This is a genomic window from Wolbachia endosymbiont of Drosophila seguyi (assembly GCF_028981765.1).
Classification (GTDB): domain Bacteria; phylum Pseudomonadota; class Alphaproteobacteria; order Rickettsiales; family Anaplasmataceae; genus Wolbachia; species Wolbachia pipientis.
Genome location: NZ_JAPQLM010000183.1, coordinates 1 through 17,523 on the forward strand (window position 1 = coordinate 1; position 17,523 = coordinate 17,523).

At 34.8% G+C, this 17,523-nt stretch carries 16 protein-coding genes, 1 tRNA gene and 1 pseudogene; 6 read left to right on the forward strand and 12 right to left on the reverse strand.

The window, feature by feature from the left end; translation table 11 throughout:
* Window positions 1-380, reverse strand: a 380-nt coding sequence (locus OZD62_RS04920; RefSeq protein ID WP_275019552.1) for a SurA N-terminal domain-containing protein, incomplete at its 3' end; no start/stop codon positions are given.
* A 331-nt stretch (window positions 381-711) separates the two neighbouring features.
* On the opposite strand from OZD62_RS04920, the gene OZD62_RS04925 reads away from it, so the two are divergent.
* Together OZD62_RS04925 and rho are read left to right on the forward strand one after the other, a co-directional pair.
* Complete coding sequence (locus OZD62_RS04925; RefSeq protein ID WP_010082495.1) at window positions 712-1,314, forward strand: cell cycle transcriptional regulator TrcR; 603 nt, start codon at window positions 712-714, stop codon at window positions 1,312-1,314.
* A 199-nt stretch (window positions 1,315-1,513) separates the two neighbouring features.
* The gene (gene rho / locus OZD62_RS04930; RefSeq protein ID WP_275019553.1) at window positions 1,514-2,917 is read left to right on the forward strand and encodes a transcription termination factor Rho; all 1,404 of its coding nucleotides are present in this window, start codon (window positions 1,514-1,516) and stop codon (window positions 2,915-2,917) included.
* 166 nt (window positions 2,918-3,083) lie between these two features.
* Here the strand turns inward: rho and OZD62_RS04935 are convergent, their stop codons facing one another.
* Complete coding sequence (locus OZD62_RS04935; RefSeq protein ID WP_010082496.1) at window positions 3,084-3,560, reverse strand: RDD family protein; 477 nt, start codon at window positions 3,558-3,560, stop codon at window positions 3,084-3,086.
* Between the two features lie 22 nt (window positions 3,561-3,582).
* The gene (locus tag OZD62_RS04940; protein WP_006279799.1) at window positions 3,583-4,119 is read right to left on the reverse strand and encodes an RDD family protein; all 537 of its coding nucleotides are present in this window, start codon (window positions 4,117-4,119) and stop codon (window positions 3,583-3,585) included.
* Between the two features lie 145 nt (window positions 4,120-4,264).
* Between OZD62_RS04940 and icd the strand changes: the two genes are divergently transcribed.
* The 3 genes and pseudogenes from icd (at window position 4,265) to nth (ending at window position 7,730) form a co-directional block, all read left to right on the forward strand.
* Window positions 4,265-5,683 carry an isocitrate dehydrogenase gene (gene icd, locus OZD62_RS04945; protein WP_275019554.1) on the forward strand — a complete coding sequence of 473 codons (1,419 nt, stop codon included), beginning with the start codon at window positions 4,265-4,267 and terminating at the stop codon, window positions 5,681-5,683.
* An 82-nt stretch (window positions 5,684-5,765) separates the two neighbouring features.
* Window positions 5,766-7,061: pseudogene (locus OZD62_RS04950) on the forward strand (molecular chaperone DnaJ).
* A gap of 30 nt (window positions 7,062-7,091) precedes the next feature.
* The gene (gene nth / locus OZD62_RS04960; RefSeq protein WP_010082499.1) at window positions 7,092-7,730 is read left to right on the forward strand and encodes an endonuclease III; all 639 of its coding nucleotides are present in this window, start codon (window positions 7,092-7,094) and stop codon (window positions 7,728-7,730) included.
* A gap of 117 nt (window positions 7,731-7,847) precedes the next feature.
* On the opposite strand, the gene dapE is transcribed toward nth, so the two are convergent.
* Window positions 7,848-9,044: a succinyl-diaminopimelate desuccinylase gene (gene dapE, locus OZD62_RS04965; RefSeq protein ID WP_275019558.1), complete on the reverse strand. Its 1,197-nt coding sequence runs from the start codon at window positions 9,042-9,044 to the stop codon at window positions 7,848-7,850.
* A 42-nt stretch (window positions 9,045-9,086) separates the two neighbouring features.
* On the opposite strand from dapE, the gene OZD62_RS04970 reads away from it, so the two are divergent.
* Window positions 9,087-10,343 (forward strand): iron-containing alcohol dehydrogenase, encoded by a 1,257-nt coding sequence (locus tag OZD62_RS04970; RefSeq protein ID WP_275019559.1) that lies wholly within the window; start codon window positions 9,087-9,089, stop codon window positions 10,341-10,343.
* A gap of 170 nt (window positions 10,344-10,513) precedes the next feature.
* On the opposite strand, the gene OZD62_RS04975 is transcribed toward OZD62_RS04970, so the two are convergent.
* The 8 genes from OZD62_RS04975 to dnaE form a co-directional block, all read right to left on the reverse strand.
* Window positions 10,514-10,586 (reverse strand) — tRNA-Met (locus OZD62_RS04975).
* Window positions 10,586-11,878 carry an adenylosuccinate lyase gene (gene purB, locus OZD62_RS04980; RefSeq protein ID WP_010962833.1) on the reverse strand — a complete coding sequence of 431 codons (1,293 nt, stop codon included), beginning with the start codon at window positions 11,876-11,878 and terminating at the stop codon, window positions 10,586-10,588. The genes OZD62_RS04975 and purB overlap by 1 nt, the downstream gene beginning before the upstream one ends.
* Window positions 11,875-12,108, reverse strand: coding sequence for a hypothetical protein (locus tag OZD62_RS04985; protein ID WP_138344574.1), 234 nt, complete (start codon window positions 12,106-12,108; stop codon window positions 11,875-11,877). The genes purB and OZD62_RS04985 overlap by 4 nt, the downstream gene beginning before the upstream one ends.
* Window positions 12,105-12,302, reverse strand: coding sequence for a hypothetical protein (locus OZD62_RS04990; protein ID WP_264329665.1), 198 nt, complete (start codon window positions 12,300-12,302; stop codon window positions 12,105-12,107). The genes OZD62_RS04985 and OZD62_RS04990 overlap by 4 nt, the downstream gene beginning before the upstream one ends.
* Window positions 12,303-12,344: 42 nt before the next feature.
* On the reverse strand, window positions 12,345-12,899 hold the full coding sequence (gene rplI, locus OZD62_RS04995; protein ID WP_275019560.1) for a 50S ribosomal protein L9: 555 nt from the start codon (window positions 12,897-12,899) through the stop codon (window positions 12,345-12,347).
* 7 nt (window positions 12,900-12,906) lie between these two features.
* Window positions 12,907-13,182: a 30S ribosomal protein S18 gene (gene rpsR / locus OZD62_RS05000; protein ID WP_007548890.1), complete on the reverse strand. Its 276-nt coding sequence runs from the start codon at window positions 13,180-13,182 to the stop codon at window positions 12,907-12,909.
* On the reverse strand, window positions 13,182-13,955 hold the full coding sequence (locus OZD62_RS05005; protein ID WP_010082465.1) for a 30S ribosomal protein S6: 774 nt from the start codon (window positions 13,953-13,955) through the stop codon (window positions 13,182-13,184). Before OZD62_RS05005 ends, rpsR begins: the two co-directional genes overlap by 1 nt.
* 48 nt (window positions 13,956-14,003) lie before the next feature.
* Window positions 14,004-17,333, reverse strand: a complete 3,330-nt coding sequence (dnaE, locus tag OZD62_RS05010) for a DNA polymerase III subunit alpha (RefSeq protein ID WP_275019561.1) — start codon at window positions 17,331-17,333, stop codon at window positions 14,004-14,006.
* Window positions 17,334-17,523 lie beyond the last annotated feature (190 nt).

Here is a 17,523-nt window from a genome sequence, read left to right on the forward strand (position 1 = left end):
TAGAATTTATTTTTGTCAAATTCACCTTTATCATTTTGAAAGTATTTGGTGTTTTTAATATGGTTTTTTATAGATTCTTCTCCAACTGTCAACCCCAGCTCACTAGTTAGGTTAAACAATAGTTTTTGCTCTATAAGTGCGTTAAGCAAATCATATTTCAGCTTTTTTACTTGTTCTCTACTCGCATCAGATCCAGAAATTTGTTTTCCATAATTTTGATATAGCGACTTATACTCATCTGACGTTATAACTTCTTTTCCAACCCTAGCTACCTCTTCTTTTTCATCATCACCTGATAAAAGGTTGCCAATTCCCATGAAGATTAACAAGCAAGCTAAAAGGACAACGGTTACTTTAGTGAAAAAATTTTTAACATTCATTTTAAACCCAGTTAATTAATGATTAATTATAGAATAGTGATAATTTAATGCTTGTAAACCTGTTGCTTTATTAGCTAATATATATAATATTACAATATATTAACTTAAAATTTAACTCTCTAATCTTAAATAGGAACATATGTTTAACTGAGTTATACTATACCTTAGGAAGGGGAAATATTTTGTTTGAAATATGCTTAAAGGTAAGCGCATTTAATTAACTTAAGAGGTGGGAAGTGACAAACAAAAAGTTATTGAATGACAAAATTAATGCTTTTTTAGTTTTAATAGTTTATATTTTAGCTCTGTATAACAGTAAGGGATACTTTAAATGGGAGATGCTTTTTTGATGTCAATGGAATCTTCTAAGGGCAATAACGATAGAAATAAACAGTTTCTAGTGCAAATAGCTGCTTGGTTAGTAGACAACACTGGTTTAACTTTTAATCAAATAGCACAATGTTGCAGATTGGCCCTTGAAGAAGTACAAGACATAGCTGATGAGGAAATAGAAGTAGAAAAATATAACCCTATTATTTCTGGAATAATTACTGAAAAAGAAATCGATGATTGCAAAAAAAATCCAAATCGTGTACCAAATTTGATTATAAAAAATATAAAAAAAAGGAGTAAAGCGATTGGTAGCATTCTTGGCTTTGCCTCTACGGCAAGACGTAGAGATAAACCTGATGCGATTTATTATTTAGTAAAAAAATTTCCTATCTTGGACAATAACGTTATAGCTAAATTAATTAGTACAACAAATTACACAGTTGAGCAGGTAAGAGATGGATCTCATCATAACATGCAAAATATAAAACCCCAAGATCCTGTACTACTCGGCTTATGTAGTCAAGAAAATTTAGAAGCAGAAGTAGAAAAAGCAAAAGTAGAAGAGGAGAAGCAAGAAAGGTTAAAAAAATATAAAGAATAGCTATTGAAAATCCTCAAATTTTTGTGTTTTGTTAACATTAAATTAACTTGACTTGCTAGTGTTTATTAGTATAATGTAAGCAAAGTACGGGGTTTAATGATAATTAAGCTTAATACGCACTGAAACTAACTCAGCCTAATTTATTATCTTATAGTCACATTTTAGGTTAGTAAGCATCAATTAAAATTTTTGGAGGATTATGACAACAATCAATGAAGATGTTTTGGCAAAAGGAAAGGTTACAGCTCAACCTGAAAAAAGTGAGCAAATTTACAATAACGATACAGTAAAACAGATGGTCAATGAAGGTACTGAGAAAAACAGAAAAACATTAGATCTGAGCGAATTAAAAGAGAAAACAGCAGAAGAATTGTTAGAGTTAGCTGAAGAAAGAAAAATTTCAACTAACGGTAAAAGCAATGGTAGAATGCTAAAGCAGGAAATAATATTCAGCTTAATGAAAAAAATGAGTGAAGAAGGAGGCATAACCACAGGGAGTGGAATAGTGGAAATATTGCCTGATGGTTTTGGTTTCTTACGTTCAGCAAGTGCAAATTATGCCCCAAGTACCGATGATGTTTATATTTCTAACGGGCAAATAAAGAAGTTTAATTTACGTACAGGAGATATGGCATATGGAGAAATAAGGCCACCTGGTGATAAAGAGAGATATTTTACTTTAACTAAGGTTCAAAGTGTAAACTCTACTGAAGTAAGTGAATTAAGAAAGTACGTCCATTTTGATAATTTGCTTCCTCTTTATCCTGAGGAAAGCATAGTACTTGAGTGTAATAATGGTGATGATAAAAAAGGCTTAAGCATGCGTGCTATAGATATAGTAGCTCCTCTTGGAAAAGGGCAAAGAGCGTTAGTAGTTGCTCCACCTCGCACAGGAAAAACTGTATTGCTTCAGCAAATGGCTAACTCTATAGCTATAAATCACCCTGAAGTAGAATTAATAGTGTTACTTATAGATGAAAGACCTGAAGAAGTAACAGATATGATACGTTCTGTAAAAGGTGAGGTAGTAAGTTCTACATTCGATGAGCCTGCTTACCGTCACGTACAGCTTGCTGAAATAGTAATAGAAAAAGCTAAAAGAATGGTTGAGCATAAAAAAGATGTGGTAATTCTACTTGACAATATTACTAGACTTGCACGTGCTTATAATGCGGTTATTCCTTCGTCTGGGAAAGTTCTAACTGGTGGTGTAGATTCAAACGCACTGCAGAGACCAAAACGCTTTTTTGGAGCAGCTCGTAATATTGAGAATGGGGGTTCTTTAACTATAATCGCCACAGCTCTTATAGAGACTGGTTCAAAAATGGATGAAGTTATTTTTGAAGAGTTTAAAGGTACAGGAAATGCTGAGATCATACTTGATAGAAAACTTTCTGATAAACGTATATTTCCAGCTATTGATATTACAAAATCCGGAACAAGGAAGGAAGAGCTATTAGTTGATAAGGCTATACTAAATAAAATATGGGTGGTGCGTAGGATACTCAATCCTATGGGACCCGTTGAAGCAATGGAATTTTTACGTGACAAACTACTTTTAACAAAGAGCAATGCTGACTTTTTTAACTCCATGAATCACTAAAAGTAAGCCAGTTATGATGGATATGCTGAGCAAAAAGTAAAACGCTCTTATAGCTAAAATAATTTGGATTTACCAAAATATATTTATAGTTAAGTTGGCAATTTACCTTAAGTTAGCGCGTGACACTGGAATGACACCCTTGGTGGCAGACAGCTAAAGGAAAATATCAACTAGGTTTATAATCTATCACTACCGTGTTTGCAATTTTGTCGTGAAAAGCTTGTTTATGTTCATCACCTACTGCACATACTAAAACTAAGATTAGTATAGCTAAGAATAAAATGGGATTACAAAGTGATATGCAATAAATTATAAAAAGAGCTATAGTCCTTTTCATTGCTTGCATTGTAGTGATTGACTCAAATGTATCTTTGTCTTTTACACGCATGCTAAATAACAAGTGTCCTGGAGTGCCGCCAAATTTTACTAGCATGAATATATGAAATATACATGGTATCATTAAAAATAAAGAAAATACAATCGTGGTGATTACAATTATTGCACCCATGATCCCTTGTATTGCGTGTGTAAGTGAGAAATCCACCGCCATTAAACCAAATGGTATTGCGATAAATAAAATACAATCAACTATAAATGCTAGAGTACGTCTTGTCATCGTTGAGTAGTTTACTTTTTTATCCATGTACTACCTATAAAGAAAAATATCAACTAGATTTATAGTCTATCACTACTGTTTTTGCAATTTTATCGTAAAAAGTCTGTTTGCGTTGATCAAATACTGCAAACAAAAATAAAATTAGCACAATTAAAAGATATAGAAAAGTATAACCATGATAATGCAGATGAAGCAAAAAGCGAAAAATAATCCAGATGCTTCCCTTAGAAATACATCTTATTGTTGCTTGCATAAGGGTAACATTTGTAAATGTATTAGCATCTTTAATATGCATACCACACAATAGTTTTCCTGGGGTACCACCAAGTTTTGTTACCATTAATATTTTGGATATTGTTAGTACTAATGTTGCGACCACTGTAGAAACTATAAATGGTATTTCTGTTGCTAGTTGTGCAAGTTCCTGAAAAGAGTCTTTATCTTGATCTTGTAATGATACGATGAATACACCATAGATAAAACCGAAGATAAAATGAGGGGAAAATATGATGAGGTCAAGTATTTCTGCTACAATACGCCTTGTAAATCCTACATAATTTACTTTAACATTTATTTCAGTATTCATAACCCCACCTATATTTCATAATATCATCATATGATATAAAAATACGTTATTAAATAACCGTAAATATACTAACTTGGGTAATATTAGCTACTTGTGCCACTCTATTATTTAAATTAATATTAAATCATTTATAACTAGGGAAGTTATGTCAACACTAATCACAGTTGCATATGGCGACGGTATCGGACCAGAAATCATGGAAGCGGTGCTGTCGATATTGCGCGAAGCAGAAGCGGAAATCTCAATAGATATTATTGAAATAGGGGAGCGTGTTTACAGTAAAGAATGGTCTCACGGAATTTCTCCAAGTGGTTGGGAATCAATTGAAAGGACAAAAATATTATTAAAATCTCCGACAACAACTCCTCAAGGTAAAGGGCACAAAAGCTTAAACGTTGCACTCAGAAAAAATCTAGGGTTGTATGCAAATATCAGACCATGCATTTCATATCATCCTGTTATAGAAAATAAATTCGATAAGTTTGATATCGTAGTGATACGTGAAAATGAAGAGGACGTTTACACCGGAATAGAGCATAGGCTCACTGGTGACTCTTACCAATGCACTAAAATTATTACTAGATCTGGCTCAGAGAAGATATGCAGGTACGCTTTTGAATATGCAAAAAAACACAACAGAAAAAAAGTAACTTGCCTGACTAAAGATAACATCATGAAAATGACTGACGGAACTTTCCATGCCGCGTTTGATCGCATTGCAAAGGAATACCCAGATATAAAGGCAGAACATTATATAGTTGATATTGGAATGGCGCGTGTTGCAACAGAACCGGAGAATTTTGATGTTATAGTAACCGAGAACTTATATGGCGACATATTATCAGATATAGTCGCACAAACCTCTGGATCTGTGGGGCTTGCCGGAAGTAGCAACATCGGGAATGAATACGCAATGTTTGAAGCAGTGCACGGTTCTGCCCCTGAGATTGCAGGAAAAAACATAGCCAATCCTTCTGGTCTTTTAAATGCTGCAGTGCATATGCTAATTTACATAGGTCAAGTGGGTACTGCAAAACTAATCTACGATGCATGGCTCAAGACTTTGGAGGATGGAATACACACTGCCGATTTATATAAGGAGAAAAGAAGTAAACAGAAAGTTGGTACAAAAGAATTTGCAGAAGCTGTTATAGACAATCTAGGAAAAAAACCGAAAACATTATCTGAGCTTATAATTGGCAGTGATCCAAATAGTAAAGTGGATAAAATACAGGATAATTATGAACAGGATTATAAGATTAAAAAACTAGTGGGTAGCGATATAACGCTTGCCTGGAGTAAGCCGGCTGACTTTGACCAAATAGTGAAGTTGTTTGAAACAAGTAATCCGCAGATTATAGCAATATATTCAAAAGGCCTTGCGATTTGGCCAGGAAGTTCAAAGTCTTCAAGTGACCAAATAACCTGCAGGTTCATTGCAAATAATGAAATTACAAATAGTGATGTGAATAACTTGCTAATCAAATTTGAGGAACATAATTTTGATGTGGTGAGAATGGATAAGTTGTATTTGTATGATGGGAAAGAGGGTTTCTTCTCTTAGTGGTTGCTTGATATTTTTATGCTTGTGTGAAACATTAAATATATTATACTAATAGTATCGTGTATTTATGTGAGGTGTAGTAATGAGTCAACATTTTAAGTTAACTGGTCAGGAGTTTTATGATAATAATGATCTGTTTAACGTACTAGAGATAAAAGCTGAACAAATTGTAGGTAAGGATTATCAAGCTCTTAGCAAGTTTCTGAAAAAACAATATAATAAATTGATACTTGTAAACCATCCTGACAAAGGTGGAGACAAAAATAGATTTGATCAGATTTATAAAGCTTATCAAGAGCTAAAAAAGTACATTGAACCTTTAGAGTCAGGAAATCCTTGTGTTAAAGTCAGTGTTGGTGCTGAAAGTGATGGGCGTTTAACGGCAAGAGAGTTTCACTATAGGAGAAGTTTGTTTAATAAGCTAAAAATAAGTTTAGAGGAAGATGCTGTAGGTAAAGATTTTGATGGATTGATTTCTATACTAAAAAGAAATGACTATTCGTTTAAAAAAGATCTAGAAAAATGCATGAAACTCCAAGCTCAAATAAATAGGATTTTGCAAAATCCAAATTTAGATAATTTTAAGAAGAGTGTAGAAAGTACAAAATTAATGAAAGAGCTATATCAATATATAACAAAGCCAAGCATACAATTATTCAATTATATTACTCTTCTAGAAGAAAAGAGAAGCCTAGTTAAAGAAGATAAGAAAGCATTAGCGTTGAAATTTATAGAGCGTAAAAATGCTCTACTGCTTGTCCCAAAAATAAGTCTTCTGCCTTTAGCTCTATTAACTACAGTTACTATAGGTTGCTATTTTTCATGGTGGATCATAGGATTTAATATCATTGCTGGTAATGCCTCTCATTTATTAGTAAATTATTATATGAAAAAGTATAAAAATTCAGAAATTTCCACTGATGAATTCATGAGTAAAATAAACTATATCACGCTAGGCAATAAGCTTCTTATCAACTATCCTTTAGCTGCTTTTTCTGTTTATCTACTTACAACAAATTTCATTGCTAATAGATTGACTGTTGGTGGAACCATACTTGGTTCACTATTGTTATTGGCAGTATTAATTGAAATGTGAGCTCCTGTTTTCTCAAAAGGCTGTGAAATATATGCTGAAAAGCACACAAAAGATTTACTAGAAGAGGATCCAAGAGATAGGGTACAAAGGGAAACTGACCTGTTAGGATGGTATGATCCACGAAAACTGTTAATGCCAATTGTTATGCCTCTTATTAAAAAGTGTTTTGCGGAAGTGGTAAGCGAATTTGCTGAGAGAAATTTTGATGAAGTGAACACTAATGTGTCTGATGTTAATACTGAAGGACTATCTAAGCCTCAAGGAATTGAATTTGCACAGTAACCAGTGTAGTATAGGCTTTTAGCTCTATGCATGGACTCAAAAAAAGTAGAATTGATATTTGAAAAGTTTCAAGAATCAAATTCTGCACCAAAAATAGAGCTAAATTATATCAATCATTATACGCTTCTGGTCGCAATAGTTTTATCAGCACGGACGACCGATGTAAGCGTTAACAAAATTACAAGAGAACTTTTTAATATCGCTGATACGCCAGAAAAAATGCTGAATCTTGGGCAAAACGAGCTAAAAAAACGTGTAAATAGTATCGGTTTATATAATTCCAAAGCAAAAAATATAATCGGGCTCAGCAAAATATTGATTGAGAGGTACAATAGCAAAGTGCCTACTGATTTCGATGATTTGGTGTCTTTGCCGGGAGTGGGAAGAAAGAGCGCTAATGTGTTCTTAAATTCGGGGCTTGGCATTCCAACATTGGCAGTTGATACTCACGTTTTTAGAGTGAGCAATAGAATTGGGCTTGTGAAAGAAAAAGATGTGTTTAAAACAGAGCAATCTCTTTTAAATGTGGTTCCCAAAAAATACCTGCTTTATGCTCATCATTGGCTAGTTTTGCATGGTAGATATGTTTGCAAAGCACAGAAACCTTCGTGTGAAACGTGCATAATTCATGATTTATGTGAATTTGAGTGCAAAAGGTATAAAGTCTAGTATTTCTTCTTTTGTCATCCAAGTAGCTATAGAAACGAAAAAACTTACTTGACACATTTTGCTGGAATGACACCAGTTGTTATTCAGACAACAGTTATGCAAGAGATCTGATTACATCTAAGCTAACAATGGACCACTAGATGTATTACTAACTACGTTGACCTGATTCAATATTTTATTAGTGGGATTGAAATAATTTTCTATAAATTCCTTATATATAGCTGTTAACTTGTGTATATCGTTTACTGATACGCATTCGTTTATCTGATGTGCAGTTTTGTTGATTATACCAAATTCAATCACTGGACAAACATCTTTGATAAACGCAGCGTCAGATGTGCCACCACTTGTGCTAAGTATAGCATCAATGTTGGTAACCTTACTTATTGCATCAAGCATAATATCAGTATTTCTATCGGGAGTAGAGAGGAAAACGTCCCTGCTGCTATGCATAGAAAGTTTATAATCGTTAGTTACACTGGAGCATATTTCATCAATCAGCTTATATAAGCCACCCGGTGTTTGTTCATTGTTATATCGAATGTTAAAACGTGTAGTTGCTGAGCCAGGTATTAGATTGCTAGTATTATTTCCAACATCGATAGTAGTAACTTCGCAATGTGAAGGCTGAAAATATTTATTACCATGATCAAAAGTAGTATTTTTTACCTTACTCAATATCGATATTACCTTATATATTGGATTGTCTGCTAGGTCTGGGTAGGCAACGTGCCCTTGTTTTCCATGGCAAATTAATTCAAATGTTACAGAACCTCTTCTGCCTATTTTTATGGTATCACCTAATTTCTCACTACTGGTTGGTTCGCCAACCACACAAAAATCTATCTTTTTCTGCTTATTTTTCATCCATTCCAAAACTGCCTTTGTTCCATATTCTTCCATGCTTTCTTCAGCACTGGTAATCAATGCACTTATTGAACCATTAAATTGAAACTTCTCTGCAATCAAATTTACCATAGCAGCAATAAATGCAGCTACTCCGCTTTTCATATCAGCGGCCCCTCTTCCATATAGCATTCCATCCCTCACTTCTGGTTTAAATGGACCAAATGCCCAATCTTTTAACTGACCCGGTGGTACAACATCAACGTGCCCAGCAAAGCACAAATTTGGTACTCCATTTATATATTTCGCATAAAGATTTTTAACTTTATCACCAAATTCTAAAATCTCACAATCAAAGCCGCTCTTCTTGAAGATTGTTGCTATATACTCTATTGCCCCGCTGTCTTCTGGTGTTATACTCTCAAAAGAGATCAATTTCCTAGTTAGCTCTACAGGGTCAATTTTCATGTCAATCTTAAAATACTTATACTGCTATATTGTAAACACTCTATGCACTATTTAAAACAAATATTACATCAAACCGAACAAACTTTTCTAAGGGAAGTAATAACAGATTACCACCTTGCTGATGATATCTATGAAATATGCACACAACACGGAAATGACATCTTTCTAGTTGCAGATGAAAATACAGCAAAACTTTTAAACAAAAACGTATTTAATAAAATTTCTCATTTAATTATTCCAACCCCACCTGCCATTCCAGTGTCACGCGCTGGGATGACATCAAGTAGAGAAATGACACCAAGCAGAGCTGCCTCTCTTGAAACCGTAAATCTAGTGAGAAACAAAGTAAAAGACAGTGACTTAATAGTTGCATTTGGTAGCGGCACCGTTAACGATATCTGCAAATATGCAAGCTACCTCGAGAAAAAAGATTATATATCCTTTCCAACAGCCGCTTCTATGAATGGATATACATCCGCAAATGCTTCAATATTAGTAAATGGATATAAAAAATCGTTCAAAGCACATCTTCCAAGAGCAATATATATAGATATAGACATACTTGCCAATGCGCCACTGCGCCTCACATTAAGCGGATTTGCAGATTTCATTTGTCGTTCAACAGTTCAGGCTGACTGGCTACTATCTCATTTGTTGCTTAGCACAGAATACAATGAATTACCTTTTACACTTGTTCACGATTTGGAGCAAATTTTGCTAAGAGAATATACGGCGCTTACTAAAAGAAGTGGAAAAGAGGTCCTATTACTTATGGAAATTCTACTAATTTCAGGACTTGGAATGGTGATGTCAAAAGGCAGCTATTCTGCAAGCCAAGGAGAGCATATGATAGCTCACGCAATGGAAATGGTAACAAAAGATTATTCCTCACTACATGGTGAAAAAATTGCTGTCACAACGATTACTATGGCTAATTTACAGGAAAAGATATTATCAATACAAAACCCGATTATCAAACCGACCACTTTAGATGTAAAACATATAACTCAGTACTTTGATAATATCGAATTTGTAAGAACTTTTGAACAGAAGCAAATTATGCAGCAAAAAATCCAAGAGATTATTTGTAAAGAATGGCATAATATTTCCAGTTTAATTAAGCAAAATTTACTACCTGCAAAACACCTGCAAAAAATATTTGAAGATCTATCAATTCCACACTTACCAGAGCACCTCAGTTGGAATAAAGAACAATATTGTAAAGTGGTCGATCTTGCGTTTACAACAAGAGATAGATTCACCTTTCTTGACTTAGCTAACTGCATAGAAGAAAGTTAAGTTTTGTAGTGAAATTCTGTCATTTAAAGAGATCATAGGCCAAAAGCTAAACCCTTTTCACAATCTCTTATCCATTGTCTCCTCACCTGAGTGGATATACAACTCATTCCAAGTAACTGACACTGGGTTTCACCAATAGCACTGCTTTGCTAAACATAGTTTAGTTCGAGTGGCTGAGGAGGGACTTGAACCCCCGACCAAGAGATTATGATCCTCCTGCTCTACCAACTGAGCTACTCAGCCTAATTAAAAACCTTATTATACACACGATCTATATGTTTCGTATAATACTTCAAATCAAACAAAGATTCAAGTTTTTCCGAGTTAATAACCTTAAGTAAGGGTTTATCTTGTTTCAATTCGGCCAGAAAATCACTGTTGTTTTGTTTCACTTTCATTGCATTGCTCTGAACAATTTTATACGCCTCTTCCCTCGCCAAACCACTATTTACTAACTCAAGCAATACACGCTGTGAGAAAACTAAACCTTTTGAAGAATTTAAGTTCTTTTCAATGTTTTCCTTATTGATCACCAATTTATCTATCAAATCTGTTAATCGCACTAAAGCAAAATCCATTGTTATACAAGCATCAGGAGCAATGCATCTTTCCACAGACGAGTGTGATATATCACGTTCGTGCCACAATGCAACATTTTCTAACGCAGGAAAAACATAACTGCGTATTAAACGTGAGAGTCCAGTCAGATTTTCACTTAAAATAGGATTACATTTGTGTGGCATAGCAGAGCTTCCCTTCTGCCCAGTGGAAAAATGCTCAGAAATTTCGCCGATTTCAGTTCTTTGCAAATGACGAATTTCAACAGCAACATTTTCTATTGAACTTGCAATTACTCCCAAAACTGAAAAGAACATGGCATGTCTATCACGAGGAATGATTTGAGATGATATGGTTTCAGGTATGAGTCCCATTTCTTTCGCTACATATTCTTCAACAAACGGATCAACATTTGCAAAATTGCCTACTGCACCTGATATTTTACAAATTGAGATCTCTTTTTGCGCGCTAATTAATCTCTGATAATTGCGTTTAAATTCAGCATAAAATCTGGCAAATTTTATTCCAAGAGTTGTTGGTTCTGCATGCATTCCGTGACTGCGTCCAACACAAACAATATCTTTATAGTCCTCAGCTTTTTTTTTCAATGCTGCAAGTAAATTTTTTAGATTCTCGAGCAAAATATCACAGGACTCTTTCAGTTGCACCGCAAGGCATGTATCCAAAACATCAGAACTTGTCATTCCATAATGAAGATAACGAACATCAACTCCCGCTTTTTTAGCAATATATGTCAGAAAAGCTATAACATCATGTTTTACAATGGATTCAATTTCGTTGATACATTCAACATCAAATTCAATAGCACCAGAGAGGTTCTCAGCAATATTATTCGGAATCACTCCTAACTTTGCTTGAGCTTCACACGCTAATTTTTCTATTTTAAGCCATATATTAAATTTATTATTTTCCTCCCAAATGGAAGACATTTCTTTTCTGCTATAGCGGGGAATCATTTTTGATTTATTCCAATAATGGTGTCATTCCAGTGCGTGACACTGGAATCCAGATATAAAAGTATTTGCAAATTATTCAATGGACAACGGATTCTAGAAGCATAAAATAATGTCCATGATGAAATAAACTGGATCCCAGTGTCACGCACTGGGATGACATGAGGGAAGCACTGGGATGACACCAGCTTAGCCATGGCAGAAATTTCTTTACGGCTATAGCGTGGGATCATTTTTGATTTACTCCAATAATGGTGTCATTCCAGTGCGTGACACTGGAATCCAGGTATAAAAGTATTTGCAAATTATTCAATGGACAACGGATTCTAGAAGCATAAAATAATGTCCATGATGAAATAAACTGGATCCCAGTGTCACGCACTGGGATGACATGAGGGAAGCACTGGGATGACACCAGCTTAGCCATGGCAGACATTTCTTTACGACTATAACAAGGGATCATCTTTGATCAGCTATCATCACCATCAGTAGCTTCTTTATTCGCATCTTGCTCTGCCTCTTGTCGCTCAGACTTCTGATTTTGCAATTTTACTTGCCTTAGCTCATTTGCATCTGTTTCGGATTTCACGACGTATATAGTAATTGGTACTACTACTTCACTATGTAATTCTACGTTTACTTGGTATTCACCCAAGTTTTTGATGCTTACTCCACCAAAAGATAAACTACGGTGATTTATCACATGTCCTTCTTGTAGTAAAATTTTCGCAATTTCACGTGTTGTTACAGAACCAAAAATTTTACCATCCTCTGAAGCTTGCTTTATTAATACCACAAACTTATCATGTAGTGACAACGCAAGCTCTTTTGCTACATTTAATCTTTTTATATCCTCTTCTTCCAGTAATAAACGTTGCTCCTCTAGCTTTGTTAAATTTTCCTTGGTAGCTTTCACCGCTTTTCTTTGTGGAAAAAGAAAATTACGTGCATAACCTGGTTTAACTTTGACAACTTCACCAAGCTTACCTAAAGTCCTTATATTTTCCTTTAAAATTATCAACATAAATTACCTAAACTTTTTTAGTACAGTAAGGAATAAGAGCTAAAAAACGTGCCCTTATGATCGCTAAGCGTAACTTCCTTTGTTTTTTTGCACATACGCCTGTTAATCTTCTAGGTAATATCCTACCATAGTCAGAGGTAAACTTGGATAATAAATCTATATTCTTATAATCTATGTCTTCATCTTTAGACGCAGCAAGAGGGCAAACTTTAGAACGCCTAAAGCCAGTCCTATTATTTACAGATACGTAAGAATTATTAAAACTATTTCGTCTTTTCATCATTATGCGCTTTGCTCCTCAATTTGTTTATTCATCATATGAGATTTACCTTCAAAAATTTTATCAACCTGCACAGGAAAGTGGCGAATAACGTTCTCATTAAGCTTCATTCTACGCATAAATTCATCCAGAATGCTTGCAGTAGAACTTATGCACATTATACAATAATGACCGCTCTTCATTTTATTTTTGTGATATGCAAAATCCAAAAGACCCCAATGTTCATACTTGATTAATCCTGATGCTTCAATGTTTTTCAAAAGCATTTCCAACGCTTTGCTCGATTGAGTTGGACCGTTTATTCTAAAATCTTTCAAAATATCTTGAAAAATCTTTATTAGATGTTCTGAAATATTTCTCTTCAAAGCATTTACTGCGTTATGGATAAACGCACTTTTAGTACTGCCTCCTAGAAATTTTGTAAAATCTTGCGTTATTCCTAAATCTTTTAGGTCATCTTTCAACTCTTTATCGATTTTTGACTTCACTTCTTTCAAATTTGAAAGATCTTCTTCTAATTCAACCCATAAAATTTTTGTAAGATCTTCCAAGAAATCAGAGTAAGCAACTAGACTTTCTTTAATGTCCTCAGCACGCACTTCTAACTCTTGTTTTGTAAGCTTGTCATTTCCTTTTTTCAGAATATCCCTGATTTGCTGGAACATAATATCTGCTTTAATATTTTTCAATGAAACAGCTAGCTCTTGGACCATCTCCTCTACTTCTTGCTGTAACAATCCTTGTTGTGCTATAAAAGTAAATTCATAAAGATTCACTATATCTTCCTTTAATACCGATTAAATATTTCATTATATAAAGCTTTTTTATATAAGCAAGTTATTTGTATTAATTTCTACGCCTTTAATCCAGCTTAAATTAGATATTTCATAAATTACTTGAGGAGCAATTGAGTATGCACCTGGTAATAAGATGCTCACTTTATGTTTTTCGAGAAGAAGTTTTAGCATTATTTTGGTTCTGCCTTCATCTTTCAATATTGTGTTTAATTCCATAGCGGCTTTTTGCGAATCCGTGCACTCAGTGGTGAGAACTAATTCTTTTATTGTAGAAGTGACTCTTTTTGTAAACTCAGATATATCCTTGCCTGCTAATCTTGTTGTATTTTCCGAAGCTTCAAGATCAATTATCACAAATGTTCCTGGTGAAAATAAATCTCTTTTTTCTTCTATTATTTCATTATTATAGAATGCTATTTCAGAAACGTTATGGGGATCAGAAAGTGTGAGGATAACAAACCTTCCACGCTCTGAAGTTCTCATACGTGCATTTAATATTACCCCAGCAGTTTTTGCTGTTCTATTTTCTCCGATAAACCCAATATTTAACTTTTCCAGAAGAGTTCTAAATTTTTCAAGCGGATGATTAGTTAAATAAAATCCTAGTGAAAATAACTCATGTTCTAATTTTTCCTCTTCATCAAAATCTTCCACATTCTCAAGTTTCGGTTTGAGGACATCAAGACTACCAAACAAAGCAGCTTGACTTGATTCTCTATCCTGTTTGTTTTTATTTGCAAAGTAAATCAGCGTGTCCATTGACTCATATAGCTGCTTTCTGTTCTTATGCACGCTATCGAATGCTCCGGATTTAATCAGGCTTTCTAGCGCTCTCTTATTTATTATATGACCTGAATTTTGAATGAATTCCCATATGTCCTTACAAGCGCTTGAACGTACGTTCACTATTCCTTCCGCTATAGAAAAACCAACATTCCTCAAGGCAGCAATACCATAACGTATGCGTTCATCCTCTATTGAGAATTCAGCTTGAGACTTGTTTATATCAGGTGAAAGAACGGTAACGCCACTAAACTTTGCTGCATGATAAAATAAATTCAGTTTATCTCTATCATCAATATTCAGATTCATTAGTGCTGTAAAAAATTCTAATGGATAATTAGCTTTAAGGTAAGCCGTTTGATAAGATATCACCGCATATGCTGCAGCATGAGATTTATTGAACCCATAACCAGCAAATTTTGCAACAAGGTCAAAGATATAACTTGCCCTGTCGTAATCAACGCCATTCTTCGTTGCCCCTTGGATGAAAAGTTCACGTTGTTTATCCATCTCTTCCTTGATTTTCTTACCCATAGCACGTCTCAGCAAATCTGCTTCCGCTAAGCTATACCCGGAAAGAATACGGGCTATTTCCATCACTTGTTCTTGGTAAATTATTACCCCAAATGTCTCTTTTAATACTTCCTCAAGTAACGGATGAATATAATCTGGCTTTTCAAGTCCGTGTTTTCTTGCAACATAAGTTGGAATGTTATCCATAGGTCCTGGACGATAAAGGGAAATTAAAGCGATAATATCTTCAATGCAGTCCGGTTTTAGTTTAATTAAAGCTTCTCTCATTCCCGAACTTTCAAGCTGAAACACTCCAATTGAATCACCGCTTGAGAGTATCTCATAGGTTTTTTGGTCATTTAAAGGAACTGAAGAAATATCAATCTTTTTTCCATCACGATTAATTAAACGACATACATGATCTATTAGCGTTAGCGTACCAAGCCCAAGAAAATCAAATTTTATTAGCCCAGCTTTCTCCACATATTTCATGCTGTATTGAGTGATTGGCAAAGCCGAATTTGGATCATAGTACACAGGAACAAAATTTTCCAACTTTTGATCACATATTACAATTCCAGCAGCATGAGTTGAAACGTGACGATATATTCCTTCGAGCCTTAGCGATATATCAAGAAGCTTTGCAATTACCTCATCACTATCCCGCTCTTTCTGCAGGTTTTGATCAAACTCTATCGCTTGTGATAAAGTTACAGGATTTACTGGATTAAATGGAACCATTTTAGATATTTTATCCACTTGAGAGTAAGGCATTTGCAATACTCTACCAACATCACGCAATACTGCCCTTGCCTGCAATTTACCAAAAGTGATTATTTGAGCAACATAACCGTACTTTTTCTGAACATAATCAATAACCAGGTCCCTTTTCTCTTGGCAGAAATCGATATCAAAGTCAGGCATCGATACACGATCAGGATTCAAAAATCTTTCAAATATTAGGCCAAACTTTATTGGATCAAGGTCTGTAATCTGCAAGCCCCAAGCAACAATTGATCCAGCACCAGAGCCTCTTCCTGGACCAACTGGAATGCCATTTGCTTTGCTCCAACGAATGAAATCAGAAACTATCAAAAAGTAGCCAGCGTAGTTCATCGAAGTTATCACACTCAGTTCGTAATTCAGCCGATCGTAGTATTGTTTAAGGTCTATGTCTGTCTCATTCGCAATACGGAATTCTAATCCTGCAACTGCCTGCTCCCTCAGTTCTTCATTCTCAGTTTTATTTTCTCGACAAGGAAATTTAGGCAAAATAGGCTGCCTGCTTCTTGGCATGTAAGAGCACCGCTTAGCTATCACTAAAGTGTTATGAATTGCTTCGGGAATGTCGCTGAACAGCTCCTCCATTTCTGCCACAGACTTGAAGTAATGCTCGGTAGTTAACTTCTTTCTGTTATTCTCCAGGGCATAACTCCCCTCCGATATACACGTTAATATATCATAAGCCTCATAGTCAGACCTATTTGGAAAAAACACATCGTTCGTTGCAACTAGTGGTATATTGCGCTGATAAGCAAAGTCTATCAAAGCTTCTTCAAGCTCTAGCTCTTTATTCAGCCCATGACGCTGCAATTCAACATATAAATGACCATTAAATGCTGAAAGCAGTTTTTCAACCGTTTCTTTATCTTGCTCCAACAATAGTTGAGCCAAACATCCACCGGTTAAAGCGATCAGACCCGTACTTAAATTCAATAGCTCATCAAAATCAACGTAAGGAATATCGCTGTTATTCTTGCGCTTTCTAAAAGACTCACTCACCAAAGTGACTAAATTAGTGTACCCTTGCTCATTTTTTGCAAGCAATAATATAGGTAAATTTTGTTCTGAATGTTTAACTATAATATTGCATCCTATTATTAGCTGTATTCCCCTACTTGCCGCATATTCTGCAAATTCAAGTGAGCCAAACAAGTTACCTGAATCAGTAATTGCAACCGCTGGCATTTTATTTCGCAAACAAAGGCCGATCAGCTCCTCAATTTTAACCGAGCTTTCAAGCAGCGAATAAACACTATGAACACGCAAGTGTATGAACATAAAAAACTTTAGATCGACAAAAAAGGATAACATTAATTTACTCATGAGAACATAATTTTCATGAGAACAAAAGCCTATAAAATTCTAAAATTAAAATACAAAAACTTACTTGACAAACTCCGCCAGCGCCCTTATCATGATAGTGAAGCTATTGTATTTGCTTTCGCCAATCTGCAGATTAAAAGGTAAG

What these genes read in the sequence shown, in the direction of transcription:
- OZD62_RS04925 (WP_010082495.1), top strand. Translation starts at nt 712, where the DNA reads ATGGGAGATGCTTTTTTGATGTCAATGGAATCTTCTAAGGGCAATAAC.
- rho (WP_275019553.1), top strand. Translation starts at nt 1,514, where the DNA reads ATGACAACAATCAATGAAGATGTTTTGGCAAAAGGAAAGGTTACAGCT.
- OZD62_RS04935 (WP_010082496.1), bottom strand. Translation starts at nt 3,560, where the DNA reads ATGGATAAAAAAGTAAACTACTCAACGATGACAAGACGTACTCTAGCA.
- OZD62_RS04940 (WP_006279799.1), bottom strand. Translation starts at nt 4,119, where the DNA reads ATGAATACTGAAATAAATGTTAAAGTAAATTATGTAGGATTTACAAGG.
- icd (WP_275019554.1), top strand. Translation starts at nt 4,265, where the DNA reads ATGTCAACACTAATCACAGTTGCATATGGCGACGGTATCGGACCAGAA.
- nth (WP_010082499.1), top strand. Translation starts at nt 7,092, where the DNA reads ATGGACTCAAAAAAAGTAGAATTGATATTTGAAAAGTTTCAAGAATCA.
- dapE (WP_275019558.1), bottom strand. Translation starts at nt 9,044, where the DNA reads ATGAAAATTGACCCTGTAGAGCTAACTAGGAAATTGATCTCTTTTGAG.
- OZD62_RS04970 (WP_275019559.1), top strand. Translation starts at nt 9,087, where the DNA reads ATGCACTATTTAAAACAAATATTACATCAAACCGAACAAACTTTTCTA.
- purB (WP_010962833.1), bottom strand. Translation starts at nt 11,878, where the DNA reads ATGATTCCCCGCTATAGCAGAAAAGAAATGTCTTCCATTTGGGAGGAA.
- OZD62_RS04985 (WP_138344574.1), bottom strand. Translation starts at nt 12,108, where the DNA reads ATGATCCCACGCTATAGCCGTAAAGAAATTTCTGCCATGGCTAAGCTG.
- OZD62_RS04990 (WP_264329665.1), bottom strand. Translation starts at nt 12,302, where the DNA reads ATGGCTAAGCTGGTGTCATCCCAGTGCTTCCCTCATGTCATCCCAGTG.
- rplI (WP_275019560.1), bottom strand. Translation starts at nt 12,899, where the DNA reads ATGTTGATAATTTTAAAGGAAAATATAAGGACTTTAGGTAAGCTTGGT.
- rpsR (WP_007548890.1), bottom strand. Translation starts at nt 13,182, where the DNA reads ATGATGAAAAGACGAAATAGTTTTAATAATTCTTACGTATCTGTAAAT.
- dnaE (WP_275019561.1), bottom strand. Translation starts at nt 17,333, where the DNA reads ATGTTCATACACTTGCGTGTTCATAGTGTTTATTCGCTGCTTGAAAGC.